The organism is Cronobacter sp. JZ38, from assembly GCF_008932145.1.
GTDB classification, from domain to species: domain Bacteria; phylum Pseudomonadota; class Gammaproteobacteria; order Enterobacterales; family Enterobacteriaceae; genus Cronobacter; species Cronobacter muytjensii.
On record NZ_CP017662.1, the window covers coordinates 1578673 to 1603823 of the forward strand.

Below are 25151 nucleotides of genomic sequence, written 5' to 3' on the forward strand. Positions count from 1 at the left end.
TGCGGGGGGTCGCTTCTCACGTATACCAATAAACGACAGCGAGAAGCCGCCGTCCGACAGTCATCACAGACCATTGGCAATGGTGAACAATATGACCGATTTAACTGCGCAAGACGCCATTTTGCCTGTGTGGCAAACCAGGGATCACCTCGACGACCCGGTTATTGGCGAATTGCGTAACCGTTTTGGGCCGGATGCCTTTACTGTTCAGGCCACCCGTACCGGTATGCCGGTAGTCTGGGTCAAGCGTGAACAATTACTGGAAGTTGGCGAATTTTTACGAAAGCTGCCTAAACCCTACGTCATGCTGTATGACCTGCATGGCATGGATGAGCGCCTTCGCACCCACCGCAACGGTTTACCGGCTGCGGATTTTTCCGTTTTCTACCACCTGCTTTCCATCGATCGCAACCGCGACATCATGCTGAAAGTGGCGCTCACGGAAAACGATCTCCACGTGCCGAGCTTTACCCGCCTTTTCCCGAACGCCAACTGGTATGAGCGTGAAACCTGGGAAATGTTTGGTATTACCTTTACCGGCCACCCGAACCTGCGCCGCATCATGATGCCGCCGACCTGGGAAGGGCACCCGCTGCGTAAAGACTACCCGGCGCGCGCGACCGAATTCGATCCGTTTACGCTCACTAAGCAGAAAGAAGAGCTGGAAATGGAAGCGCTGACCTTCAAGCCCGAAGAGTGGGGCATGAAGCGCGGCAACGACACTGAAGATTTCATGTTCCTGAACCTCGGCCCGAACCACCCTTCGGCGCACGGTGCGTTCCGTATCATCCTGCAACTGGACGGCGAAGAGATCGTCGACTGTGTGCCGGATATCGGTTACCACCACCGTGGTGCAGAGAAAATGGGCGAGCGTCAGTCCTGGCACAGCTACATTCCGTATACCGACCGCGTCGAATACCTGGGCGGCTGCGTGAACGAAATGCCATACGTACTGGCCGTAGAAAAACTGGCGGGGATTCAGGTGCCGGAGCGCGTGGAAGTGATTCGCGTCATGCTCTCTGAGCTGTTCCGCATCAACAGCCATCTGCTCTATATTTCTACCTTTATTCAGGACGTCGGCGCCATGACGCCGGTCTTCTTCGCCTTTACCGATCGTCAGAAAATCTACGATCTGGTGGAAGCGATTACCGGCTTCCGTATGCACCCGGCCTGGTTCCGTATTGGCGGCGTCGCGCACGACCTGCCGCGCGGCTGGGATCGCCTGCTGAAAGAGTTCCTTGAGTGGATGCCAAAGCGTCTCGACTCTTACGTTAAAGCAGCGCTGAAAAACACTATCCTGAAAGGCCGTTCTCAGGGTGTGGCGGCTTATGACGCCAAAGAAGCGCTGGCATGGGGAACCACCGGCGCCGGCCTTCGCGCCACCGGTATCGATTTCGACGTGCGTAAAGCGCGCCCGTATTCCGGCTACCAGAACTTCGAGTTCGAGGTGCCAGTCGGCGGCGGCGTCAGCGACTGCTACACCCGCGTGATGCTGAAAGTCGAAGAAGTGCGCCAGTCGCTGCGTATTCTTGAGCAGTGTCTGAAAAACATGCCGGAAGGCCCGTTCAAGGCGGATCACCCGCTCACCACGCCGCCGCCGAAAGAGCGCACGCTGCAACATATCGAAACCCTGATTACCCACTTCCTGCAGGTTTCCTGGGGCCCGGTTATGCCGGCCAACGAATCCCTGCAGATGATTGAGGCAACCAAGGGGATTAACAGTTACTACCTGACCAGCGACGGCAGCACCATGAGCTACCGTACCCGTATCCGTACGCCGAGTTTCCCGCATCTTCAGCAGATTCCTTCGGTGATCCGCGGCAGCCTGGTTTCCGACCTGATTGTCTATCTGGGTAGTATCGATTTTGTAATGTCTGATGTGGATCGCTAACTATGCACGAGAATCAACAACCACAGAACGAGGCTTTTGAGCTGAGTGCGGCAGAGCGTGAGGCGATTGAGCACGAGAAGCACCACTATGAAGACCCGCGTGCGGCGTCCATTGAAGCGCTGAAAATCGTCCAGAAACAGCGTGGCTGGGTGCCGGACGGCGCTATTTATGCGATAGCGGAAGTCCTCGGTATCCCGGCGAGCGATGTCGAAGGGGTCGCGACCTTTTACAGCCAGATCTTCCGCCAGCCGGTAGGCCGTCACGTGATTCGCTACTGCGACAGCGTGGTATGCCATATCACCGGCTATCAGGGGATCCAGTCCGCGATTGAAAAACATCTGAGCATCAAACCGGGCCAGACCACGTTTGACGGACGCTTCACCCTGCTGCCGACCTGCTGCCTTGGCAATTGCGACAAAGGGCCGACCATGATGATTGATGAGGATACTCACAGTTATCTGACGCCGGAAGGGATCCCTGAGCTTCTGGAGCAGTACAAATGAAACAGATTATTCGTACTGCCGAAACGCATCCGCTGACCTGGCGCATGCGCGACGACAAGCAGCCGGTGTGGCTCGAAGAATACCGCAGCAAAAACGGCTACGAAGGCGCGCGCAAGGCGCTCACCGGCATGGCGCCGGATGAAATCGTCAATGCAGTGAAAGACGCAGGTCTCAAAGGGCGCGGCGGCGCAGGTTTCTCCACTGGCCTTAAGTGGAGCCTGATGCCGAAAGACGAATCCATGAACATCCGTTACCTGCTGTGTAATGCCGATGAAATGGAGCCGGGCACCTATAAAGACCGCATGTTGATGGAACAGCTGCCGCACCTGCTGGTGGAAGGCATGCTGATCTCCGCGTTCGCGCTGAAAGCGTACCGTGGCTATATCTTCCTGCGCGGCGAATACATTGAAGCAGCTGAGCGTCTGCGTCGTGCTATCGCGGAAGCGACCGAAGCGGGTTTGCTCGGAAAAAACATTCTTGGTTCGGGGTTCGATTTTGAACTCTTCGTGCACACCGGTGCGGGCCGCTATATCTGCGGCGAAGAGACGGCGCTTATCAACTCGCTGGAAGGCCGTCGCGCCAACCCGCGTTCCAAGCCGCCGTTCCCGGCCTCAAGCGGCGTATGGGGTAAACCAACCTGCGTGAACAACGTGGAAACCCTGTGCAACGTGCCGGCCATTCTCGCCAATGGCGTTGAGTGGTATCAGGGGCTGTCGACCAGCGAAGATAAAGGCACGAAGCTGATGGGCTTCTCCGGACGCGTGAAAAATCCTGGCGTCTGGGAGCTGCCATTCGGCACCACCGCGCGTGAAATTCTCGAAGAGTACGCAGGCGGCATGCGTGACGGCCTGAAATTCAAAGCCTGGCAGCCGGGCGGCGCTGGGACAGACTTCCTGACTGACGCGCATCTCGATCTGCCGATGGAATTCGCCAGCATTGGTAAAGCAGGCAGCCGTCTCGGCACTGCGCTTGCGATGGCTGTTGATCATGAAATCAACATGGTGTCGCTGGTCCGCAACCTGGAAGAATTCTTCGCGCGTGAGTCTTGCGGCTGGTGTACGCCATGCCGTGACGGCCTGCCGTGGAGCGTAAAAATCCTGCGTGCGCTGGAGCGCGGCGAAGGGCAACCGGGGGATATCGAAACCCTGGAGCAGCTCTGCCGATTCCTGGGCCCGGGTAAAACGTTCTGCGCCCATGCGCCAGGTGCCGTAGAGCCACTTCAGAGCGCGATTAAATATTTCCGTGACGAATTCGAAGCGGGCATTAAGCAGACTCCCGGCAACACCCGTGCCATTAATGGTATTCAGCCGAACCTGCTCAAGACGCGCTGGTAAAAGCATTTTGATTAACGCCTGGCTCGCGCCAGGCCAACTGGAAGCATGCTGACTATGGCTACGATTCATGTAGACGGCAAAGAATATGAGGTAGACGGCGCGGATAACCTGCTGCAGGCATGTCTGTCGCTCGGCCTCGATATTCCTTATTTTTGCTGGCATCCGGCGCTGGGAAGCGTCGGCGCCTGCCGCCAGTGCGCGGTGAAGCAATATCAGAACGCGGAAGATACCCGTGGTCGCCTGGTGATGTCCTGCATGACGCCGGCATCCGATGGCACCTTTATCTCTATTGACGACGATGAAGCGAAGCAGTTCCGCGAAAGCGTTGTAGAGTGGCTGATGACCAACCACCCGCATGACTGCCCGGTCTGCGAAGAGGGCGGTAACTGCCACCTGCAGGATATGACCGTAATGACCGGTCATAGCTTCCGTCGCTATCGTTTCACCAAGCGTACTCACCGTAATCAGGATCTGGGGCCGTTCATCAATCATGAGATGAACCGCTGCATCGCCTGCTACCGCTGCGTGCGTTACTACAAAGATTATGCTGACGGCACCGATCTCGGCGTTTACGGCGCGCATGACAACGTCTATTTCGGACGTCCGGAAGACGGTACGCTTGAGAGCGAATTCTCCGGCAACCTGGTGGAGATCTGCCCGACCGGCGTGTTCACTGATAAAACGCACTCCGAGCGCTACAACCGTAAATGGGATATGCAGTTCGCGCCGAGCATCTGCCAGCAGTGTTCACTGGGCTGCAACACCAGCCCCGGCGAGCGCTACGGCGAACTGCGTCGTATCGAGAACCGTTATAACGGTACCGTTAACCACTACTTCCTGTGCGATCGCGGTCGTTTCGGTTATGGCTACGTCAACCTGAAAGACCGTCCGCGTTGTCCGGTACAGCGCCGTGGCGATGACCTTATCACCCTGAACGCCGAGCAGGCGATGCAGGGCGCGGCGGATATTCTGCGTCAGTCGAAGAAAGTCATCGGCATTGGCTCTCCGCGCGCGAGCGTTGAGAGTAACTTCGCGCTGCGCGAACTGGTCGGCGCTGAAAACTTCTATACCGGCATCGCGGCGGGCGAACAGGAACGTCTGCAGTTAATGCTTAAAGTGCTGCGTGAAAGCGGCATTCGTACGCCAGCGCTGCGTGAGATTGAATCTTACGACGCCGTGCTGGTACTTGGCGAAGACATCACCCAGACCGGCGCGCGCGTCGCGCTGGCGGTGCGTCAGGCGGTGAAAGGCAAAGCGCGCGAAATGGCGGCGGCCCAAAAAGTGGCTGACTGGCAGATCGCGGCCATCCTGAACATCGGCCAGCGCGCCAAACATCCGTTGTTCGTGACCAACGTCGACAGCACACGTCTGGACGATATCGCCGCGTGGACTTATCGCGCGCCGGTTGAAGATCAGGCGCGCCTGGGCTTCGCCATCGCCAACGCGCTGGACGCGGCCTCGCCTGCGGTCGAAGGACTGGATCGTGACCTGCAAAATAAAGTCGACGTGATTGTTCAGGCGCTGGCTGGCGCCAAAAAACCGCTGATTATCTCCGGTACCAACGCCGGTAGCGTCGAGATGATTCAGGCGGCTGCGAACGTCGCGAAAGCGCTGAAAGGCCGCGGTGCCGATGTCGGCATCACGATGATCGCCCGCGCAGTGAACAGCGTCGGTCTCGGCATGATTGGCGGCGGTTCGCTTGACGACGCGCTGAATGAGCTGGAAACCGGCAGCGCCGATGCGGTTATCGTGCTGGAAAACGATCTGCATCGTCACGCCTCTGCCGCACGTGTGGACGCCGCGCTCGCCAAAGCGCCGCTGGTCATGGTCATTGATCATCAGCGCACCGCGATTATGGATCACGCGCATCTGGTGCTTTCCACCGCGAGCTTCGCCGAAAGCGACGGTACGGTCATTAACAATGAAGGCCGCGCGCAGCGTTTCTTCCAGGTTTACGATCCGTCCTATTACGACAACACCGTGACCATGCTGGAAAGCTGGCGCTGGCTGCATTCGCTGCACAGTACGCTCCAGGAGCGTCATCCGGACTGGACGCAACTCGATCATGTGATTGACGCCTGTATTGAGAAGCTGCCGCAGCTGGCGGGTATTAAAGACGCAGCGCCGGACGCAACGTTCCGCATCCGCGGACAGAAACTGGCGCGCGAACCGCATCGTTACAGTGGTCGCACCGCGATGCGCGCCAACATCAGCGTGCATGAACCGCGTCAGCCGCAGGATAAAGACACCATGTTCTCCTTCTCGATGGAAGGGAACAACCATCCGGATGCACCGCGTTCGCAGGTGCCGTTCGCCTGGGCGCCGGGCTGGAACTCCCCGCAGGCCTGGAACAAATTCCAGGACGAAGTGGGCGGTCATCTGCGTCATGGCGATCCGGGCGTGCGCCTCATCGAGGCGGGCGAGGGCGCTATCGACTACTTCACGACCGTACCGCAGCGTTTCGCGCCGCAGGATGGCCAGTGGCGTATCGCGCCTTATTATCACCTGTTCGGCAGCGATGAAATGTCGCAGCGTTCGCCGGTCTTCCAGAGCCGCATGCCGCAGCCGTATATCCGCCTGAATCCGGCAGATGCCGCGAAGCTCGGCGTTAACGCGGGCGCGAAGGTCTCCTTCAACTATGAGGGTCAGACCATCACGCTGCCGCTGCAACTGTCTGAAGGGCTGACGGAGGGGCAGGTCGGTCTGCCGATGGGTATGCCGGGCATCGCGCCTGTCATGGCTGGCGCTCGTCTTGAAAATCTGCAGGAGGCTGCGCAATGAGTTGGTTGACACCGGATGTTATCGAGATCCTGCTCAGCATCCTTAAAGCGGTGGTCATTCTGCTGGTGGTCGTGAGCTGCGGCGCGTTCATGAGTTTTGGCGAGCGTCGTCTGCTCGGCCTTTTCCAGAACCGCTACGGACCAAACCGTGTTGGCTGGGGCGGTTCGCTCCAGCTGGTCGCGGACATGATCAAGATGTTCTTCAAAGAAGACTGGGTTCCGCGCTTCTCTGACCGCGTCATCTTTACGCTGGCGCCGATGATTGCGTTCACCTCGCTGCTGCTGGCCTTCGCCATCGTACCGGTGAGCCCCACCTGGGTGGTGGCAGATCTCAACATCGGGATCCTGTTCTTCCTTATGATGGCCGGGCTTGGCGTGTATGCGGTGCTGTTTGCGGGCTGGTCGAGCAACAATAAATACTCTCTGCTGGGTGCCATGCGCGCCTCCGCGCAGACGCTGAGCTATGAAGTGTTCCTCGGGCTCTCCCTGATGGGTGTCGTCGCGCAGGCGGGCTCCTTTAACATGACCGATATCGTCAACAACCAGGCGGATATCTGGAACGTTATTCCGCAGTTCTTCGGCTTTGTGACTTTCGCTATCGCGGGCGTTGCGGTGTGTCACCGTCACCCGTTTGACCAGCCGGAAGCCGAGCAGGAGCTGGCTGACGGTTACCACATCGAATATTCCGGCATGAAGTTCGGTCTGTTCTTCGTGGGGGAATATATCGGGATTGTGACGGTTTCCGCGCTGATCGTGACGCTGTTTTTCGGCGGCTGGCAAGGTCCCTGGTTACCGCCTTTCATCTGGTTCGCGCTGAAAACCGCGTTCTTCATGATGATGTTTATTTTGATTCGCGCTGCATTACCGCGTCCTCGTTATGACCAGGTAATGTCCTTCGGCTGGAAAGTGTGCCTGCCGCTGACGCTTATCAATTTGCTGGTAACCGCGGCTGTCATTCTCTGGCAGACAGCAGCATAAGGGGTGGGAAAACCATGACATTGAAAGAATTAGTGGTTGGTTTCGGCACCCAACTACGCAGTATCTGGATGATTGGCCTGCACGCGTTTTCCAAACGCGAAACGCGCATGTATCCGGAAGAGCCGGTTTATCTGCCGCCGCGCTACCGTGGCCGTATTGTGCTGACGCGCGATCCGGACGGCCAGGAACGCTGCGTGGCCTGTAACCTGTGCGCGGTTGCCTGTCCGGTGGGCTGTATCTCTCTGCAAAAAGCAGAGACCAAAGACGGCCGCTGGTATCCGGAATTCTTCCGCATTAACTTCTCGCGCTGCATTTTCTGCGGGATGTGTGAAGAGGCCTGTCCGACAACCGCAATCCAGCTGACGCCGGATTTCGAGCTGGGCGAGTTTAAGCGCCAGGATCTGGTGTATGAAAAAGAGGACCTGCTGATCTCCGGTCCGGGTAAATACCCGGAATATAACTTCTACCGGATGGCGGGTATGGCAATCGACGGCAAAGATAAGGGCGAGGCGGAAAACGAAGCCAAACCTATCGACGTCAAAGGCCTGTTACCTTAAGGAGTCAGGAATGGAATTCGCTTTTTATATCTGCGCCCTTGTGGCGGTCCTGACCACCGCCCGGGTGATCACCCACAGTAATCCGGTACACGCGCTGCTGTACCTGATTATTTCGCTGCTGGCGATCGCGGGCGTTTTTTTCTCGCTGGGCGCGTATTTCGCCGGTGCGCTGGAAATCATCGTCTACGCAGGCGCCATTATGGTGCTCTTCGTGTTCGTGGTCATGATGCTCAATCTCGGGGATTCCGTGGTGCGTCAGGAGCGCGAATGGCTCAAACCGCAGATCTGGATTGGCCCTGGCATTCTCTCGGCGGTTCTGCTGGTGGTGATTGTCTACGCCATTCTGGGCATTAACGATCAGGGCATCGAAGGCAACCCGATTAGCGCGAAAGCCGTTGGTACCGACCTGTTCAAAACGTATGTTCTGGCGGTTGAACTCGCGTCTATGCTGCTGCTGGCGGGCCTGGTCGTCGCCTTCCATCTTGGCCGTGAAGAGAAAGCGGGCGATGTGGTGAGCGTGCGCGGCGGGGCTCCGTCGGACGCGTCGAAAAGAAAAACGGAGGAGCGCGCATGATCCCGTTACAACATGGACTGATCCTGGCGGCGATTCTGTTCGTCCTGGGCCTGACCGGTCTGGTTATCCGCCGCAATCTGCTGTTTATGCTGATTGGGCTGGAAATCATGATTAACGCCGCCGCGCTCGCCTTCGTGGTCGCGGGCAGCTACTGGGGCCAGACCGACGGCCAGATAATGTATATCCTGGCGATTAGCTTAGCTGCGGCGGAAGCGAGTATTGGTCTCGCGCTGTTGCTGCAACTCCATCGTCGTCGCCAGAACCTGAATATCGATTCAGTAAGTGAGATGCGTGGATGAACCTGCTCGCATTAACCATTATTTTGCCATTGATTGGCTACGTACTGCTCGCCTTCTCTCGCGGACGTTGGTCGGAAAACCTCGCCGCGACGGTCGGGGTGGGTTCAGTAGGGCTGGCGGCGCTGGTCACCGCTTACGCTGGCATTGATTTCTTTAATAACGGCAAGCAGGCGTTCTCGCTGCCGCTGTGGACCTGGATGTCCGTCGGCGATTTCAACATCGGCGTCAACCTGGTGCTGGATGGCCTTTCGCTGACCATGCTCTCTGTGGTCACGGGTGTAGGTTTCCTGATCCACATGTTCGCGTCCTGGTATATGCGCGGCGAAGAGGGCTACTCCCGCTTCTTCGCGTACACCAACCTGTTTATCGCGAGCATGGTCGTGCTGGTGCTCTCCGATAACCTTCTGTTGATGTACCTCGGCTGGGAAGGCGTGGGCCTGTGCTCCTATCTGCTGATCGGTTTCTACTACACCGATCCGAAGAATGGCGCCGCGGCGATGAAAGCGTTTGTCGTAACCCGTGTGGGTGACGTCTTCCTCGCGTTCGCGCTGTTTATTCTCTACAACGAGCTGGGCACCCTTAACTTCCGCGAAATGGTAGAGCTGGCTCCGCAGCACTTTGCAAACGGCAACGAAATGCTGCGCTGGGCGACGCTGATGCTGCTCGGCGGCGCGGTCGGTAAATCCGCTCAGCTTCCGCTCCAGACCTGGCTTGCGGATGCAATGGCAGGCCCGACCCCGGTTTCCGCGCTGATCCACGCGGCAACCATGGTGACTGCGGGCGTCTACCTGATCGCGCGTACCCACGGCCTGTTCCTCCTGACGCCGGACGTGCTGCATCTGGTCGGCATCGTCGGTGCTGTCACGCTGGTGCTGGCGGGCTTCGCCGCTCTGGTGCAGACCGACATCAAACGCGTACTCGCTTACTCCACCATGAGCCAGATTGGCTACATGTTCCTGGCGCTTGGCGTTCAGGCGTGGGACGCGGCGATTTTCCACCTGATGACCCACGCGTTCTTTAAAGCGCTGCTGTTCCTCTCGTCCGGCTCCGTCATTCTGGCGTGCCACCACGAGCAGAACATCTTCAAGATGGGCGGCCTGCGTAAGTCCATCCCGCTGGTGTATGTCTGCTTCCTGGTAGGCGGCGCGGCGCTGGCGGCACTGCCGCTTATCACCGCGGGCTTCTTCAGTAAGGACGAAATCCTGGCGGGTGCCATGGCGAATGGACATATCAATCTGATGGTGGCGGGTCTGGTCGGTGCGTTCATGACCTCCCTGTATACCTTCCGTATGATTTTCATCGTATTCCACGGTAAAGAACAAATTCACGCTCACGCAGGGAAGGGAATTACCCACCACCTGCCGCTGATTGTGCTGCTGGGACTGTCCACCTTCGTTGGCGCGATGATTGTGCCTCCGTTGCAGGGCGTACTGCCAGACACCACCGAGCTTGAGCACGGTCGCGTTCTGACGCTGGAAATTACCTCCGGTGTGGTCGCTATCGCGGGCATTCTGATCGCCGCCTGGCTGTGGCTTGGCAAGCGTACGCTGGTCAGTAGCATTGCCAAAAGCGCGCCGGGCCGTTTCTTCGGCACCTGGTGGTATCACGCCTGGGGCTTCGACTGGCTGTATGACAAAGTATTCGTCAAGCCGTTCCTGGGTATTGCCTGGCTGCTGCAACGCGATCCGCTTAACGCGCTGATGAACATTCCGGCCATTCTTTCCCGCTACGCAGGCCGTGGTCTGTTGCTAAGCGAGAACGGCTATCTGCGCTGGTATGTGGCCTCAATGAGCATCGGTGCGGTGGTTGTGCTGGTGTTGTTGATGGTGTTGCGTTGATTTGAGATGACGGTATTGCCCGGTGGCGTTGCGCTTACCGGGCCTGGGAGACGGCAGGTCGGGTAAGCGTTAGCGCCACCCGACACCGCAAACCGCACTCAAACGTGGATGTAGTCGAATTCGTTGAAAATCGGTCCCTCCGGGACTTAAACAAGGAACAAATATCGCCATGTTACTACCCTGGCTAATACTGATTCCCTTTATCGGCGGCTTCCTGTGCTGGCAGACCGAACGCTTCGGCGTTAAGGTGCCGCGCTGGATTGCGCTGATTACCATGGGGCTGACGCTGGCGCTCGGTCTGCAACTCTGGTTGCAGGGCGGCTACTCACTGACGCAATCCGGTGAGTTTCCGAAGTGGCAGGACCAGTACATTCACGACTGGATCCCGCGCTTTGGCATCACCATCCACTTAGCCATCGACGGCCTGTCGCTGCTGATGGTGGTACTGACCGGCCTGCTTGGCGTGCTGGCGGTGCTCTGCTCGTGGAATGAAATTGAAAAATATCAGGGCTTCTTCCACCTCAACCTGATGTGGATCCTGGGCGGCGTTATCGGCGTATTCCTTGCCATCGACATGTTCCTGTTCTTCTTCTTCTGGGAAATGATGCTGGTGCCGATGTACTTCCTGATTGCCCTGTGGGGCCATAAGGCATCGGACGGTAAAACGCGTATCACGGCGGCCACCAAGTTCTTCATCTATACCCAGGCGAGCGGTCTGGTGATGCTGATTGCCATTCTGGCGCTGGTGTTCGTGCACTACAACGCGACCGGCGAGTGGACGTTTAACTACGAACAGCTGCTGAAAACGCCGATGTCTCACGGTGTGGAATATCTGCTGATGCTCGGCTTCTTCATCGCGTTCGCGGTGAAAATGCCGGTGGTGCCACTGCACGGCTGGCTGCCGGACGCGCACTCGCAGGCGCCGACCGCAGGCTCTGTCGACCTGGCAGGCATCCTGCTGAAAACCGCTGCCTACGGTCTGCTGCGCTTTGCGCTGCCGCTGTTCCCGAACGCCTCCGCTGAGTTCGCGCCAATCGCCATGTGGCTTGGTGTCATCGGCATTTTCTACGGCGCATGGATGGCTTTTACCCAGTACGACATCAAGCGTCTTATCGCATACACCTCTGTTTCCCACATGGGCTTTGTGCTGATCGCTATCTACACCGGTAGCCAGCTTGCGTATCAGGGCGCGGTTATCCAGATGATCGCTCACGGCCTTTCCGCGGCGGGTCTGTTTATTCTGTGCGGTCAGCTTTATGAGCGTCTGCATACCCGCGATATGCGCCAGATGGGCGGCCTGTGGAGCAAAATCAAATGGCTTCCTGCGCTGTCGATGTTCTTTGCGGTGGCGACGCTCGGTATGCCGGGCACCGGTAACTTTGTTGGCGAATTCATGATCCTGTTCGGCAGCTTCCAGGTGGTCCCGGTTATTACCGTCATCTCGACCTTTGGCCTGGTGTTCGCTTCCGTTTACTCGCTGGCGATGCTGCATCGCGCGTATTTCGGGCAGCCGAAGAGCGACGCGGCGCGTCAGGAGATCCGCGGCCTGTCGCTGCGCGAGCTGTTTATGATCCTGCTGCTGGTGGTGCTTCTGGTACTGCTGGGCTTCTATCCCCAGCCAATTCTGGATACATCCCATTCGGCGATGAGCAATATTCAGCAGTGGTTTACCGATTCTGTTTCAACTACAAGGCCGTAATTCGCCATGACAATAACTACTCAACAATTGATCGCGCTGCTACCGCTGCTGATCGTCGGATTGACGGTGGTAGTTGTGATGCTCTCCATTGCGTGGCGACGTAACCACTTCCTGAATGCCACGCTGTCAGTCGTCGGGCTTAACGCCGCGCTGCTGTCGCTGTGGTTCGTCGGTCAGGCGGGCGCGATGGATGTCACGCCGCTGATACGTGTGGATGGTTACGCCATGCTCTATACCGGGCTGGTACTGCTGGCGAGCCTCGCAACCTGCACCTTCGCCTATCCATGGCTGCAGGGTTACAACGACAACAAGGAAGAGTTCTACCTGCTGGTGCTCATCGCCGCGCTGGGTGGCATTCTGCTGGCGAACGCTAACCATCTGGCCTCGCTGTTCCTGGGTATTGAGCTGATTTCGCTGCCGCTGTTTGGCCTGGTGGGCTACGCCTTCCGCCAGAAGCGTTCTCTGGAAGCTGCTATCAAATACACCATCCTGTCTGCCGCCGCCTCGTCATTCCTGCTGTTCGGTATGGCGTTGGTTTATGCGCAGTCCGGTAGCCTGTCGTTCGTGGCGCTCGGTAAGAGCCTCGCGGATAACATGCTGCACGAACCGCTGCTGCTGGCGGGTCTGGGCCTGATGATTGTCGGTCTCGGCTTTAAGCTCTCGCTGGTGCCGTTCCATCTCTGGACGCCGGATGTTTACCAGGGCGCGCCTGCGCCGGTTTCCACTTTTCTCGCCACCGCGAGCAAAATCGCTATCTTCGGTGTGGTGATGCGTCTGTTCCTCTATGCCCCGGTGGGCGAGAGCGAGGCGGTACGCGTGGTATTAGGCGTGCTGGCTTTCGCTTCCATCATCTTCGGTAACCTGATGGCGCTGACGCAGACCAACATTAAGCGTCTGCTCGGTTACTCCTCTATCTCGCATCTCGGTTACCTGCTGGTGGCGCTGATTGCGATGAAGAGTGGCGATGGGGTTCAAAGCGGCGGAATGTCGATGGAAACCGTAGGGGTTTACCTGGCGGGCTATCTGTTCAGCAGCCTCGGCGCGTTTGGCGTGGTAAGCCTGATGTCCAGCCCGTATCGCGGCCCGGACGCGGATTCGCTCTACTCCTATCGCGGCCTGTTCTGGCACCGTCCGATCCTGTCAGCGGTCATGACCGTGATGATGCTGTCGCTCGCGGGTATTCCGATGACGCTCGGCTTTATCGGTAAATTCTACGTGCTGGCAGTCGGTGTGCAGTCAGACCTGTGGTGGCTGACCGGCGCCGTGGTCGTAGGCTCTGCGATTGGTCTCTACTACTACCTGCGCGTAGCGGTAAGCCTGTACCTCAACGCACCGCAGCAGCTTAACCGTGATGTGCCGTCGAACTGGGCCTACAGCGCAGGCGGCGTCGTAGTGCTTATCTCCGCACTGCTCGTACTGGTGCTGGGTGTCTGGCCGCAACCGCTGATTACGCTGGTGCAGATGGCGAAACCGCTGATGTAAGCGTGACGCCTGAGCTAACAAAAACCGCCGGTTATCGGCGGTTTTTTTATGGGCGCTAAACTGCAATGGTCAGGAAGTCTTCCGCCAGTTCGCTCGCCGGAAAAATAGCCTGGCACTCTGCCAGCAGCCGCTGGCAGTCCGCCGCATCGTACCGGGAGCTGAAATGGGTCATCACCAGACGCTTCGCTCCGGCGTCTCTGGCAAGCATTGCCGCCTGCTGCGTGGTCGAGTGCCCGCGCCCGTTGGCTTTCTCGGCCATCGCCGCCTCAAGCGTGGTTTCATGCACCATCAGATCCACATCGCGGGCGAGCGCGTCCGCCTGCGGTGTCGGGCCGGTATCGCCGAAAATCGCTATTTTTTTGCCGGGGCGCGGCGCGCTCAGATAATCCGCGCCGCACAGCATGCGTCCGTCTGCGAGCGTCACCGTCTCGCCGCGTTTGAGTTGCTGAAACAGCGGCCCCGGCGTAACGCCGGCCGCTTTGAGGCGCGCGGCGTCCAGCGCGCCGGGCCTGTCGCGCTCCGCAATCCGGTAGCCGTAACACTCCACCGGGTGTGTCAGCGCAAACGCGGTAACGGTGAACGACGCGTCATCAAGCACAACGCCTGCGGTGATTTCATGCACATGCAGCGGGTAGCTGGTCCAGGAGCCGCTCAGGCGCAGCGTGGTATCGATAAACTCGTCGATGCCTTTCGGGCCGTAAACCTCAAGCGGCGTCTCACAGCCTGCCATTGAGCGGCTACACAGCAGGCCCGGCAGCCCGAAGATATGGTCGCCGTGCAGATGCGTGATAAAAATCTTTTCAATCTTGCCAGGGCTGGCGCTGGCGCGCAGCATCTGGTGCTGGGTGGCCTCGCCGCAGTCAAAAAGCCACAGCCCGGACTGATTATTTTGCGGATTCAGCACAATGGCCGTTACGTTGCGAGTGGTAGAGGGCAACCCGGCGCTGGTGCCTAAAAATGTCAGTTCCATGAGGAAATTACTCTGCACGATTTAGTGAAAGCTTTTAGTATAACGAGGATCGCCGCACATTCTGGAGCCCATTATGATCGACTGGCAGGATAAGCATCACACCGAGCTGGATGTCCCGACGTTATACGCGCTGCTGAAGCTACGCTGTGAAGTTTTCGTGGTTGAACAAACCTGTCCCTATCTGGATGTGGATGGCGAAGATCTGGTGGGCGACAACCGTCATCTGCTTGCCTGGCGTGATAATCAGCTGATCGCTTATGCGAGGATTCTGAAAAGTAACGACCCTGACGCCCCGGTGGCAATAGGCCGGGTCATCGTTTCAGAGCAGGCGCGGGGCGAAAAACTGGGCGTTGAACTGATGAAACGCGCCGTAGAGAGCTGCGAGCGTAACTGGCCGCAGAGCCCGCTATACCTGAGCGCGCAGGCGCATCTCCAGGCGTTTTACGCGCAGTTTGGCTTTACACCTGCGACAGACATCTACGATGAAGACGGCATCCCGCACATCGGAATGCGACGCGAACCGCTTCCAGGCAAAAAAGCGTGAGTGTGTCTATAGTTAGCAAACCGGTAACTTGTTAACACGGAGACCAGTTATGCCTTTATCTTCACAACCTTATGAAACACGTGTAGACGATGACCTGACCCTGCTGAGCGACACGCTGGAAGAGATCCTGCGCTCCTCCGGCGACCCGGCGGATCAAAAATATGTTGAACTGAAAGCGCGCGCCGAGCAGGCGCTGCATGACGTGAAAAACCGCGTCAGCTCTGCGTCTGACAACTACTACTTCCGCGCCAAACAGGCGGTTTATCGTGCCGATGACTATGTGCATGAAAAACCGTGGCAGGGTGTAGGAATTGGCGCAGCCGCAGGGCTGGTGCTGGGCCTGCTGTTAGCCCGCCGCTAATTCCGTCGAACGCACGCAGGCGCATCCTTTCGGGTGCGCCATTTTTTTTGCCGCTAAAACCTCGTAGAATGCATGGTTTTTACGCAAAAGGAATGGAACCTGTGAGGACGTTCGCCGCCGCGCTGGCGCTGGCGCAAGAGGCGCTGGCGCATGTGCCGGGTGCCCCTGATTTCTACCGATACGCTGTTGAATTTTCTCCTGCCGAAGTCGATTTTCTCTTCTGGCTGCGCGCGCAAAACACGTATCCACAGTTCTACTGGCGCTCGCGCGATGGTCACGAGGAAGCCGCGGCGCTCGGTGCGGCGCGCACCTTCACCACGCTTCAGAATGCCGACACCTTTTTACGCCAGCACGCCGATAAACCGGACTTGCGCGCATGGGGGCTAAACGCCTTTGATCCGCAGCGCGGATCTCTTTTTATCCCGCGCCTTGAGCTGCGTCGCGAAGGCGATCGCGGCTGGCTTATCGCCACGCATTGCCGCGATGGCGAGGCTGGGGGGTTAACAGACAGAATGGCGCCGCTACAACCGGCGGTGGCGCTAACCCGGCGCGAGCCGCGTCGCGTCAGCCGGTGCGACACGCCCGATGCGGCCCAGTGGGCGCAGATAGTGGAGCAGGCGCTACAGGCCATCGGGCGCGGAGAATTCGCGAAAGTGGTGCTGGCCCGCGCCACCGATCTGCGTTTTACCGCGCCGGTGGACGCCGCGGCGCTGATGGCCGCGAGCCGCCGCGTTAACCGCGATTGCTACCACTTTTATCTGGCGTTCAGCGCGCGCGAAGCGTTTCTCGGCTCTACGCCGGAGCGGTTGTGGCGGCGGCAAGGGCGTACCCTCGACACCGAAGCGCTGGCGGGCACCGTGGAAAATCACGCGGATGACGCGCAGGCGCAGGCGCGCGCCGCATGGCTCCTGGCGGATGATAAAAATCAACGCGAAAACGCGCTGGTGGTGGACGATATCTGCGGGCGTCTGAAGCCCATCGCGGATGATATTCATACCGAGGCGCCGCAGGTGGTGCGGCTGCGCCGGGTTCAACATCTCAGGCGCGTTATTCGCGCGCAGCTCCACGCGCCTGATGACACCGCGTGTCTGCGCCAGTTGCAACCCACCGCTGCGGTGGCCGGGCTGCCGCGCGAGGCGGCGCAGCGCTTTATCGCCGCCCGTGAACCTTTCAATCGCCAGTGGTATGCAGGCTCCGCCGGGTATCTTTCGCTTGAAAAAACAGAATTTTGCGTCAGTCTGCGTTCGGCATGGATTCAGGACGAGACGATACGGATTTACGCGGGCGCCGGGCTGGTGGCAGGCTCGCAGGCGGGGCCGGAATGGCAGGAAATTGAGAACAAAGCGGCGGGCCTGCTCATGCTCTTAACAGGCTGAACCGCACCACAATCCCGACTCATATCAAAATTCGATTTCGACAGCGCTTTATAATAATCCGGCTAAATTGATACCGGACAAGCTTATGTCGACAAGCACCTTCAACCGCCGCTGGGCCGCAGTGCTCCTCGAAGCGCTTAGCCGCCACGGCGTGCGCCATCTGTGCATTGCGCCCGGTTCGCGCTCCACGCCTCTCACGCTTGCCGCGGCGCAGAACCCGGCGTTTACCTTGCATACGCATTTCGATGAACGCGGCCTGGGTCATCTGGCGCTGGGGCTTGCCAAAGCGAGCGGCGAGCCGGTGGCGGTGATTGTCACGTCCGGTACGGCGGTGGCGAATCTCTACCCGGCGGTGATAGAAGCCGGGCTGACCGGCGAAAAGCTGGTGGCGATCACAGCCGACCGACCGCCTGAGCTGATTGACTGCGGCGCGAACCAAGCCATTCGCCAGCATGCGATTTTCGCCTCGCATCCTGCCGCCGCCCTTGATTTACCCCGCCCCACGCCGGCCATTCCCGCCGCCTGGCTTATCAGCGCTATCGATGAAAAGATGGGCGCACTGAAGGCGGGCGCGCTGCATATCAATTGTCCGTTCGCGGAGCCGCTGTACGGCGAGCTGGATGATACCGGGCTTGAATGGCAACAGGCGCCCGGCGAATGGTGGCAAAGGGCCACGCCGTGGCTGCGCCTCGAAGATGCACGGGCAGCCAGCGTACAGCCGGACTGGGCGTTCTGGCGCGAACAGCGCGGCGTGGTGCTGGCAGGCAGACTCAACGCGCAGGAAGGCGCAGCGGTAGCGCAATGGGCGCAACGCCTCGGCTGGCCGCTGATAGGCGATGTGCTGTCGCAAACCGGGCAGCCGCTGCCATGCGCCGATCTCTGGCTCGCGCATCCGGATGCCGTCGGCGTGCTGGCGCAGGCACAGTTTGTCGTGCAGTTCGGCGGCAGCCTTACCGGCAAGCGCGTTCTGCAATGGCAGAGCGAATGTCGCCCGCAGGAGTACTGGATTGTCGACCCGCTGCCGGGGCGGCTCGATCCGGCGCACCACTGCGGGCGTCGGCTGGTGGCGGATATTCCCGCCTGGCTTGAACAGCACCCGACAACGTCATCCGTGCCGTGGGCGGAGCCGCTTGAAAGGCTGGCTATGCGAACACAGCGTATTGTGGCGCGCGAACTCACCGAATGGGGCGAAGCGCAGGTGGCGCACAGGCTGCCGGAACTGCTGGCGGATGACGGCCAGTTGTTTCTCGGCAACAGCCTGACGGTGCGGCTGGTCGACGCGCTGGCGCAGTTGCCCGCCGGGTATCCGGTGTATGGCAATCGCGGGGCGAGCGGCATTGACGGGCTTATCTCTACCGCCGCGGGCGTACAGCGCGCCACCGGGCGGTCAACGCTTGCGGTGCTGGGCGATCTCTCCACGCTTTATGACATCAATGCCCTGGCGCTTCTGCGCGACGCGCCCGCGCCTTTTGTGTTGATGGTCGTTAACAACAACGGCGGGCAGATTTTCTCGATGCTCCCGACGCCGGCCCGCGAGCGGGAAAAGTATTACTGCATGCCGCAAAACGTCAGTTTCGCGCCCGCAGCCGCCCTGTTTTCGCTCCATTATGAGGCGCCCGACAGCCTGGCGGCGCTGCAGGAGGCGATGACGCGCGCCTGGGGTTCGCCGGTTGCGACCGTCATTGAACTGCGCGTACCCGACACTGCGGGCGCACAGGTTTTTCAGCGGCTTATTCAACAGGTATGCGCCTGATGTGCCTGGCGGCGCGCTTTCAGCCTGCGCATGCGGCCTCGCACGGCGCGGTAGTCTGGCTGCACGGTTTTCTCGGCGACCAGCGTGAATGGCAGCAGGTGGCAGAGGCGTGCGCGCAGTACGATCATCTGTTTATCGATCTGCCCGGCCACGGCGGCTCGGCGCGCTGTCTGGCGTCAGGCTTCGCGCATGTCAGCGAATTACTGACCGCGACGCTCAATAGTTACAACATACTTAATTACTGGCTGGTGGGTTATTCCCTTGGCGGGAGGATAGCGATGTTTCACGCCACGCAGGGGGAGACGCGCGGCCTGCAAGGGCTGGTGGTGGAAGGCGGGCATCCGGGATTATGCAACGCGCACGAACGCGAGGCGCGTTGGCTTGCCGACCAGCGCTGGGCACAGCGGTTGCGTACTGAACCGCTCGCCACCGTCCTGGATGCCTGGTATCGCCAGCCGGTTTTCGCCACGCTCACGGGCGCGCAGCGTCAGGCGCTGATTGCGCTGCGCGCCCGCAACAACCCTGCCGCGCTTGCCGCCATGCTTGAGGCTACGTCAACGGGCCGCCAGCCGCCGCTGCATGAACCGCTGCAAGCGCTGCGCGTGCCGTTTCATTACCTGTGCGGCGAGCGTGACGCGAAGTTTCGCGCGCTCGCCGCCACGCTCCAGATCCCACTGCATCTGATTACTGGCGCAGGCCACAATGCGCACCGGGAAAACCCGCAAGCAACGGCCCGCAGCCTCAACGCGATTTTGCGAACCCCTACGGAGAACCCCCATGATTTATCCTGATGAAGCGATGCTTTACGCCCCCGTCGAATGGCTCGACTGCTCAGAAGGCTATACCGATATTCGCTACCAGAAATCCACCGACGGCATCGCGAAAATCACGATTAACCGCCCGCAGGTGCGCAACGCGTTTCGCCCGCTGACGGTGAAAGAGATGATCCAGGCGCTGGCCGACGCGCGCTACGACGACAACATCGGCGTCATTATCCTCACCGGCGAAGGCGAAAAAGCCTTCTGCGCAGGGGGAGATCAGAAAGTACGCGGCGACTATGGCGGCTATCAGGACGACTCCGGCGTGCATCATCTCAATGTGCTCGACTTCCAGCGTCAGATCCGCACCTGCCCGAAACCGGTGGTGGCGATGGTGGCGGGCTACGCGATAGGCGGCGGCCATGTGCTGCATATGATGTGCGATCTCACTATCGCGGCAGAAAATGCCATGTTCGGCCAGACCGGCCCGAAAGTCGGCTCTTTTGATGGCGGCTGGGGCGCGTCCTATATGGCGCGCATTGTCGGACAGAAAAAGGCCCGCGAAATCTGGTTCCTGTGCCGCCAGTATGACGCTCAACAGGCGCTCGATATGGGGCTGGTTAATACCGTCGTGCCGCTGGCGGAGCTGGAGCGTGAAACGGTGCGCTGGTGTCGTGAAATGCTGCAAAACAGCCCGATGGCGCTGCGCTGCCTCAAAGCGGCGCTCAACGCCGACTGCGACGGTCAGGCCGGGTTGCAGGAACTCGCGGGCAACGCCACGATGCTTTTCTACATGACCGAAGAGGGCCAGGAAGGGCGCAACGCGTTCAACCAGAAGCGCCAGCCGGACTTCAGCAAATTCAAGCGTAATCCATAATGCGCGCGGCACAGCTTTACCGTTATCAGCTGCCGATGGATGCGGGCGTGGTACTGCGCGAGCGGCGGCTTAAGACCCGCGATGGCCTGCTGGTGCGCCTGTCAGACGACGGGCGCGAAGGGTGGGGCGAGATAGCGCCGCTGCCGGGGTTCAGCGAAGAGACGCTGGATACCGCGCAGTCCGCTACGTGCGACTGGCTTGTGGCGTGGGAACGCGGTAACGCGCCGCCGCCGCCGGATATTGCCAGCGTCGCGTTCGGGTTGAGCTGCGCGCAGGCGGAGCTTGACAGCGCGCTGCCGCAGGCGGCGAACTATCACGTCGCGCCATTGTGCACCGGCGATCCTGATGAACTTTTCGCCGGGCTGCGCGGCGATAAGGTTGCCAAGGTGAAAGTGGGGCTGTATGAAGCCGTACGCGACGGCATGGTAGTGAATCTGCTTCTGGAGGGCATCCCGGATTTGCGCCTGCGGCTGGATGCCAACCGCGCCTGGACGCCGCTGAAGGCGCGCCAGTTCGCCAGATACGTTAATCCGGCGTATCGCTCGCGCATCGAATTCATCGAAGAGCCGTGCAAAACCCGCGCCGACTCGCGCGCTTTTGCCGCCGAAACCGGGATTGCCATCGCCTGGGACGAGAGCCTGCGCGAGGCGGATTTTACGTTCGCCGCCGGGCCGGGTCTGCGCGCCGTAGTGATTAAGCCGACGTTGACCGGCAGCCTGCAAAAAGTACAACAGCAGGTGGCGCAGGCTCACGCGCTGGGCCTGACGGCGGTCATCAGTTCATCCATTGAGTCAAGCTTCGGCCTGACGCAGCTGGCGCGAATAGCCGCCTGGCTGACGCCCAGGACGATCCCTGGTCTGGACACGCTAAGCCTCATGCGCGCCCAGCTGGTTCGCCGTTGGCCTGACAGCACGCTGCCGTGCCTGTCCGTGGATGCGCTGGAGCCGCTGCTGTGACCTTTAGCGACTGGCCCTGGCGGCACTGGCGGCAGCGGAGAGCGGACGCGCAGGCGCTGCGCCTGAACGCGTGGCGGCTAAGCTGGCGTGAACTCTGCGCGCGTATCGATGCGCAGGCTGCGGGGCTTCACGCCCAGGGCGTTCGCGAAGGCGACGGCGTGCTGCTGCGCGCTAATAATCAGCCCGACGCTTTGCTGGCGTGGCTTGCTCTCTTGCAGTGCGGCGCGCGCGTCCTGCCGCTGAATCCGCAACTGCCTGCGCCTTTGCTGGCTGAACTGCTGCCCACGCTGAGCCTGCGCCATGCGCTGGTGCTGAACGGCGGCGAGCTGCCGGTGCGGCTTAACCCTCTGTCGTTGCAGCCAGGACAGGGCGAACACGCGGCGCCCTGGCACGACCGCCGTCTCGCGTCCATGACGCTGACCTCGGGGTCGACGGGGCTGCCGAAAGCGGCAGTGCATACTTTTCGCGCGCATCTTGCCAGCGCGGAAGGGGTACTCGCGACGATCCCTTTTGCCCCGCAGGACGACTGGCTGCTCTCGCTGCCGCTGTTTCACGTTTCCGGCCAGGGCATTCTCTGGCGCTGGCTCTCTGCTGGTGCAAGCCTGACGGTACGCGACAAGCAGCCGCTGGATCAGGCCTTACGCGGCTGCACGCATGCCTCCCTGGTGCCGACCCAGCTCTGGCGTCTGCTCAATAGTGGTGTTGACGTGTCGCTCAGGGCGGTGCTGCTGGGCGGCGCGGCGATCCCGGTTGAACTCACCGAACAGGCCCGCCAGCGCGGTATCCGCTGCTGGTGCGGCTACGGACTGACCGAGTTTGCCTCCACGGTATGCGCCAAAGAGGCGGATGGCCTCGCGGCTGTCGGGCGGCCTCTGCCGGGGCGCGAGCTGCAAATAGTCGAGGGTGAAGTCTGGCTGCGCGCGGACAGCATGGCCGCAGGCTACTGGCGCGACGGAGAAATAATCCCGCTGACCAATGACCAGGGGTGGTTCGCCACCCGCGATTGCGGTCGCATCGACGACGGCAGGCTGACTCTGCTTGGAAGAAAGGACAATCTCTTTTTTTGCGGCGCAGAAGGTATTCAGCCGGAGGAAGTGGAGCGGGTTATCAGCGCGCATCCGTCGGTTGAGCAAGTTTTTATTGTGCCGCAGGATGATGCGGAGTATGGCCAGCGCCCGGTGGCGGTCGTGGAGTGTGGCGAAGCGTGCGACCCGTCCATGCTGGCAGGCTGGTGCGCCGATAAACTGGCGCGATTTCAGCAGCCGGTGCGCTGGCTGCGGCTGCCTGAGACGCTGAAAACCGGCGGCATTAAAATTTCCCGCCGGGCGCTACGTGACTGGGTAAACCAGCAGGCCGTTACTGACTCAGGTACGCTGGACGTTCAGTAACTGCTTCGTATGCCAGCGGCCCAGCGCGAAAACCGTGGTCAGCGCGCCGAGCAGGGCGCAAAACATATCCGACTGGGTATCCCAGGGGTCGCCCTGGGTGCCGAGAAAGTCATCCGCGCCTTGTCCCAGCGCCAGCGCCGACCACCATTCGATTAACTCGTAAACCGCGCTAATCGCCAGCGCAATACAGCAGACCACGAAGGCGAGCATTTTACGCCCATGAACGTAGCCGCCGCGCAGCAAAATTTCCCGCGCCGCAAGCGCTGGCACCAGCCCCTGAAAAAAATGCCCCAGCTTGTCGTACGGGTTGCGGCTCAAATCCAGCCACGCCTGAACGTCAAAACCGACAGGCACTTTCGCGTAGGTGTACATACCGCCGACCATCAAAATGATGGCATGGAAGAAAATCAGCACATAAAGCAGCGGAGTTAACGGATAGCGCGCGTGCGTCGCCAGCAAAAGCGGAACGATGATAATGACCGGCGTCACTTCCATCAGCCAGGTGAGTTTGTCGCCTGCGCTGATACCGGTGTAAACAAGGGTGAGGAGCAGCGCCAGCGCTGCGACGATTAACCCCGAACGGGATGATGCGGCGGTCATAACGGTAACCAGAAAGTGAAAACGATAACTATCAGGCAGATGCGGCAAAAATACAATTTCTGCCATCGCGGGCGGCGGTAGGTTGCCGCCCGCGAGGTATTACATCAGGAGGGAAGATCGGTCTGCGTTTTTAGCTGGCGTCTGCGCAGTCGCTTCACGACCGGCGGGACGGCAATCACCAGTATCGCCATCATCAGCAGGGTTTTAGTCACGCCGCTCTGCCAGAGGATCCCCAGCTCGCCGTTGCTTATCGAGAGCGCGCGTCGCAGGTTCTGCTCCAGCATCTCGCCCAGCACGAAGCCCAGAATGAGCGGCGACATCGGGAAGTGCATTTTGCGCAGAATATAGCCCAGCACGCCGAGGGCCACCATCAGCAGCAGATCAAAGGTGGTGCTGTGCACCGCGTACACGCCTACCGCCGAGACCGCCGCAATGGCGGGCACCAGGAACCACAGCGGAATCGTCAGCATGCGGGTGAACAGGCCGATCAGCGGGATGTTCATGATAAGCAGCATGACGTTTGCGATAAGCAGCGCGGCGATAAGCCCCCAGACGATATCCGGCTGTTCGGTAAACATCGCCGGCCCCGGCGTGATGTTATAGAGCGTCAGCGCGCCCATCATCACCGCCGTGGTGCCGGAGCCCGGCACGCCCAGCGTCAGCATCGGGATAAACGAGCCGCAGGCCGAGGCGTTGTTCGCCGCCTCCGGCGCCGCCACGCCGCGAATATCGCCCTTACCAAATGAACCGCCTTTATCGCCGAGTTTTTTCTCGGTCATATAAGTGATGGCGCTCGCGATCGTCGCGCCTGCGCCGGGCAGAATGCCGACAAAAAAGCCGATCACGGACGAGCGCAGCGTCGCGCCGGTACAGGCGGCGGCCTCTTTGGCGTTAAACAGCATACGCCCGGTTTTACGTACCAGCGTCTGGCCGCTGCTGGTGCTCTCCAGCATCAGCAGGATCTCGGACACCGAGAACAGGCCAATCACCACCACGATAAACTGCACGCCGTCCGAGAGATGCACGCTGTCAAAGGTGAAGCGGTAGACGCCGGTATTGGCGTCAACGCCCACCGTCGCAAGACCGAGACCAATCAGCGCCGCCAGGAACGATTTCAGCGGGTTTTGCGCCATCATGCTGCCGAGACAGGCGATAGCGAACACCATCAGCGCGAAATATTCCGCCGGGCCGAACGCCAGCGACCACTCGGCCAGCACCGGCGCGAACAGAATAATGCCGAAAATCGCGATGAAGGAGCCCACAAACGAGCTGACCGCGGAGATTGACAGCGCCACGCCGCCGCGTCCCTGCTGCGCCATCGGATAACCATCCAGCGCGGTCATGATCGCGGCGGCGTCCCCTGGCACGTTGAGCAGAATCGACGAGATACGCCCGCCATATTCACAGCCGATGTAAACGGTCGCGAGCAGGATCAGCGCCGACTCCGCCGGCAGATGAATGGCGAAAGCCAGCGGCAGCAAAATAGCGACGCCGTTAATCGGCCCGAGGCCCGGCAGCAGCCCGACAATGGTACCGACAAAGCAGCCGATAAGCGCGATCAGCAGATTGGTGGGCGTCAGCGCGACGGCGAAGCCCTGTGAAAGATAAAGCCAGGTATCCATAAAAGCCCCCG

The 25151-nt window shown here is 60.0% G+C and carries 22 protein-coding genes; 19 read left to right on the top strand and 3 right to left on the bottom strand.

Annotation, left to right across the window (positions count from 1 at the left end):
* The first annotated feature begins 79 nt into the window (after positions 1 to 79).
* From nuoC to nuoN, 11 genes are all read left to right on the top strand, one after another.
* Entirely contained in the window at positions 80 to 1891 is a 1812-nt protein-coding gene (gene nuoC / locus BJP61_RS07495) for an NADH-quinone oxidoreductase subunit C/D (protein ID WP_161581397.1), read from the top strand.
* Positions 1892 to 1893: 2 nt separating this feature from the next.
* Entirely contained in the window at positions 1894 to 2394 is a 501-nt protein-coding gene (gene nuoE / locus BJP61_RS07500) for an NADH-quinone oxidoreductase subunit NuoE (RefSeq protein ID WP_004388650.1), read from the top strand.
* On the top strand, positions 2391 to 3728 hold the full coding sequence (gene nuoF / locus BJP61_RS07505; protein WP_038861582.1) for an NADH-quinone oxidoreductase subunit NuoF: 1338 nt from the start codon (positions 2391 to 2393) through the stop codon (positions 3726 to 3728). Before nuoE ends, nuoF begins: the two co-directional genes overlap by 4 nt.
* 54 nt (positions 3729 to 3782) lie before the next feature.
* Complete coding sequence (gene nuoG / locus BJP61_RS07510; RefSeq protein WP_171998076.1) at positions 3783 to 6509, top strand: NADH-quinone oxidoreductase subunit NuoG; 2727 nt, start codon at positions 3783 to 3785, stop codon at positions 6507 to 6509.
* Positions 6506 to 7486, top strand: coding sequence for an NADH-quinone oxidoreductase subunit NuoH (nuoH, locus tag BJP61_RS07515; RefSeq protein WP_038861583.1), 981 nt, complete (start codon positions 6506 to 6508; stop codon positions 7484 to 7486). The genes nuoG and nuoH overlap by 4 nt, the downstream gene beginning before the upstream one ends.
* Before the next feature lie 14 nt (positions 7487 to 7500).
* Positions 7501 to 8043 (top strand): NADH-quinone oxidoreductase subunit NuoI, encoded by a 543-nt coding sequence (gene nuoI / locus BJP61_RS07520; protein WP_007665668.1) that lies wholly within the window; start codon positions 7501 to 7503, stop codon positions 8041 to 8043.
* A gap of 10 nt (positions 8044 to 8053) precedes the next feature.
* Positions 8054 to 8617: an NADH-quinone oxidoreductase subunit J gene (gene nuoJ, locus BJP61_RS07525; RefSeq protein ID WP_075193700.1), complete on the top strand. Its 564-nt coding sequence runs from the start codon at positions 8054 to 8056 to the stop codon at positions 8615 to 8617.
* On the top strand, positions 8614 to 8916 hold the full coding sequence (gene nuoK / locus BJP61_RS07530; RefSeq protein ID WP_004388260.1) for an NADH-quinone oxidoreductase subunit NuoK: 303 nt from the start codon (positions 8614 to 8616) through the stop codon (positions 8914 to 8916). Before nuoJ ends, nuoK begins: the two co-directional genes overlap by 4 nt.
* Positions 8913 to 10754 carry an NADH-quinone oxidoreductase subunit L gene (nuoL, locus tag BJP61_RS07535; protein WP_171998077.1) on the top strand — a complete coding sequence of 614 codons (1842 nt, stop codon included), beginning with the start codon at positions 8913 to 8915 and terminating at the stop codon, positions 10752 to 10754. The genes nuoK and nuoL overlap by 4 nt, the downstream gene beginning before the upstream one ends.
* 169 nt (positions 10755 to 10923) lie before the next feature.
* Positions 10924 to 12453: an NADH-quinone oxidoreductase subunit M gene (gene nuoM / locus BJP61_RS07540; RefSeq protein ID WP_038887085.1), complete on the top strand. Its 1530-nt coding sequence runs from the start codon at positions 10924 to 10926 to the stop codon at positions 12451 to 12453.
* A 6-nt stretch (positions 12454 to 12459) separates the two neighbouring features.
* Positions 12460 to 13935 (top strand): NADH-quinone oxidoreductase subunit NuoN, encoded by a 1476-nt coding sequence (gene nuoN, locus BJP61_RS07545; RefSeq protein WP_171998078.1) that lies wholly within the window; start codon positions 12460 to 12462, stop codon positions 13933 to 13935.
* Between the two features lie 55 nt (positions 13936 to 13990).
* Here nuoN and rnz read toward each other — a convergent pair whose 3' ends face one another.
* Entirely contained in the window at positions 13991 to 14905 is a 915-nt protein-coding gene (gene rnz / locus BJP61_RS07550) for a ribonuclease Z (RefSeq protein WP_161579829.1), read from the bottom strand.
* Between the two features lie 73 nt (positions 14906 to 14978).
* Here rnz and BJP61_RS07555 point away from each other — a divergent pair, with 73 nt between their 5' ends.
* The 8 genes from BJP61_RS07555 (at position 14979) to menE (ending at position 22918) form a co-directional block, all read left to right on the top strand.
* Positions 14979 to 15449 carry a GNAT family N-acetyltransferase gene (locus BJP61_RS07555; protein ID WP_161581393.1) on the top strand — a complete coding sequence of 157 codons (471 nt, stop codon included), beginning with the start codon at positions 14979 to 14981 and terminating at the stop codon, positions 15447 to 15449.
* Positions 15450 to 15498: 49 nt separating this feature from the next.
* Positions 15499 to 15810, top strand: a complete 312-nt coding sequence (elaB, locus tag BJP61_RS07560; protein ID WP_038861609.1) for a stress response protein ElaB — start codon at positions 15499 to 15501, stop codon at positions 15808 to 15810.
* 101 nt (positions 15811 to 15911) lie between these two features.
* On the top strand, positions 15912 to 17186 hold the full coding sequence (gene menF / locus BJP61_RS07565; RefSeq protein WP_171998079.1) for an isochorismate synthase MenF: 1275 nt from the start codon (positions 15912 to 15914) through the stop codon (positions 17184 to 17186).
* 85 nt (positions 17187 to 17271) lie between these two features.
* On the top strand, positions 17272 to 18939 hold the full coding sequence (gene menD / locus BJP61_RS07570; protein WP_171998080.1) for a 2-succinyl-5-enolpyruvyl-6-hydroxy-3-cyclohexene-1-carboxylic-acid synthase: 1668 nt from the start codon (positions 17272 to 17274) through the stop codon (positions 18937 to 18939).
* The gene (menH, locus tag BJP61_RS07575; RefSeq protein WP_171999271.1) at positions 18939 to 19730 is read left to right on the top strand and encodes a 2-succinyl-6-hydroxy-2,4-cyclohexadiene-1-carboxylate synthase; all 792 of its coding nucleotides are present in this window, start codon (positions 18939 to 18941) and stop codon (positions 19728 to 19730) included. The genes menD and menH overlap by 1 nt, the downstream gene beginning before the upstream one ends.
* The gene (gene menB, locus BJP61_RS07580) at positions 19717 to 20574 is read left to right on the top strand and encodes a 1,4-dihydroxy-2-naphthoyl-CoA synthase (protein ID WP_038861618.1); all 858 of its coding nucleotides are present in this window, start codon (positions 19717 to 19719) and stop codon (positions 20572 to 20574) included. The genes menH and menB overlap by 14 nt, the downstream gene beginning before the upstream one ends.
* Positions 20574 to 21530: an o-succinylbenzoate synthase gene (gene menC / locus BJP61_RS07585; protein ID WP_171998081.1), complete on the top strand. Its 957-nt coding sequence runs from the start codon at positions 20574 to 20576 to the stop codon at positions 21528 to 21530. The genes menB and menC overlap by 1 nt, the downstream gene beginning before the upstream one ends.
* Positions 21527 to 22918 (top strand): o-succinylbenzoate--CoA ligase, encoded by a 1392-nt coding sequence (menE, locus tag BJP61_RS07590; RefSeq protein ID WP_171998082.1) that lies wholly within the window; start codon positions 21527 to 21529, stop codon positions 22916 to 22918. Before menC ends, menE begins: the two co-directional genes overlap by 4 nt.
* On the opposite strand, the gene BJP61_RS07595 is transcribed toward menE, so the two are convergent.
* Both BJP61_RS07595 and BJP61_RS07600 read right to left on the bottom strand, forming a co-directional pair.
* The gene (locus BJP61_RS07595) at positions 22895 to 23518 is read right to left on the bottom strand and encodes a DUF2238 domain-containing protein (RefSeq protein WP_038862329.1); all 624 of its coding nucleotides are present in this window, start codon (positions 23516 to 23518) and stop codon (positions 22895 to 22897) included. The two genes, menE and BJP61_RS07595, sit on opposite strands and share 24 nt — an antisense overlap.
* Before the next feature lie 104 nt (positions 23519 to 23622).
* Positions 23623 to 25140, bottom strand: a complete 1518-nt coding sequence (locus BJP61_RS07600) for a tripartite tricarboxylate transporter permease (RefSeq protein ID WP_171998083.1) — start codon at positions 25138 to 25140, stop codon at positions 23623 to 23625.
* Positions 25141 to 25151: the final 11 nt, after the last annotated feature.